Source organism: Lactobacillus nasalidis (genome assembly GCF_016587775.1).
Taxonomy (GTDB): domain Bacteria; phylum Bacillota; class Bacilli; order Lactobacillales; family Lactobacillaceae; genus Lactobacillus; species Lactobacillus nasalidis.
In genome coordinates, this window is record NZ_BOCG01000704.1 from 1 (window position 1) to 1,248 (window position 1,248).

General features: G+C 58.5%; 1 protein-coding gene. It reads right to left on the minus strand.

Annotated features, from left to right (window positions below; all coding sequences use genetic code 11):
• On the minus strand, window positions 1–1,248 hold a 1,248-nt coding region (locus lacNas_RS13470; RefSeq protein ID WP_201346949.1), incomplete at both ends, for an ABC transporter permease.

The window sequence follows — 1,248 nt, forward strand, 5'->3', positions numbered from 1 at the left end:
CTTCTTGTAGGCAGCCTTGTTCATGAAGACGTAGTGGCCAATGTACATTTCGCAGATGCCGGTCACCTTGATCTTGTGCCAGCTGCCGTCGCTGTCTTTCAGCTTGATGTAGCTGCCGACTTTGGCCCCGAGCAGCTTGGCCAGCTTCTCGGAAATGACCGCGCCGTCGTCTTTTAGGGTCAGCTTCTTGCCGCTGGCGCGGCTGTTCAGGCTGATGTAGCCGGACAAGGCCTGGCTGGAGGAAGGAACGATCAAAGAAATGCTCTGGTCGCTCTTGTCCTGGCCCGCTTTCTTGGTCAGCTGCTCATAGCGGACAGCCGTATGCTTTTTAACCGCGCTGCTGGAGAGGGAATCGTCCAGCTTGCTCTGCTGCTTGGAGGTCAGGGCGTTCTTTTTAACCGCGATCAAGTCGTAAGTGATGATCCGGCTGTATTCGACCTGGCTGATCCCGCTTAAGGAGTCCTGGATCCCAAAGCCCATGACCAGCAGCCCGCAGCAGCCGGCGACGCCAAAGATGGTCATGAAGGCCCGGCTCTTGTAGCGGAAGAGGTTGCGCATGGTTACCTTGTAGTTGAAGCTCATCCGGCTCCACAGGGGCTTGAAGCGCTCAAGGAGGATGCGGGATCCGTTCTTTGGCGGCTTAGGCAATAGCAGTGAGGCCGGCTTGTCCGCCAAATCGCGCTTTAATACGAACAGGGCGGCACCGGTGGTGCAGGCCAGGGCAATGACGATGGTCAAGGCCAGAATCTTCCAGTTGAAGAGCAGCTGGCAGTTGCTGATGGTGGAGTTGGCCGCGTAGGCTTCAAAGATCAATTTCGGCAGGAAAGTGTAGCCGCCCGCAGCGCCGATGCCGACGCCGAGCAGGCTGGCAGAAGCCGAGAAGAGGACAAACTTCAAAGACAGGTCCCGGTTGGAGTAGCCCAGGGCCTTGAAGGTCCCGATGCTGATCCGTTCTTCTTCGACAAAGCGGGTCATGGTGGTCAAAGAGACCAGGGCCGCGATGGCAAAGAGCAGGACCGGGAAGACGTTGGCCAGGATGTCGACTCTTTCAGAGTTGGACTGGAAGATCGCGTAGCCCGGGTTGGCTGACCGGTCGCTGACGGTGTAGCTGACCTTGCCGGTCTGGGCCAGGGTCTGCTTGGCCTTTTTCAGCTGCTTTTCCTGTTTTGCCAGTTGACTGGCCTGGCTGGCCAGCCGCTTTTGCTGCTGCTTGACCAGGGCCTGGCTGGCTGCCGGAGCGGCAGCTGC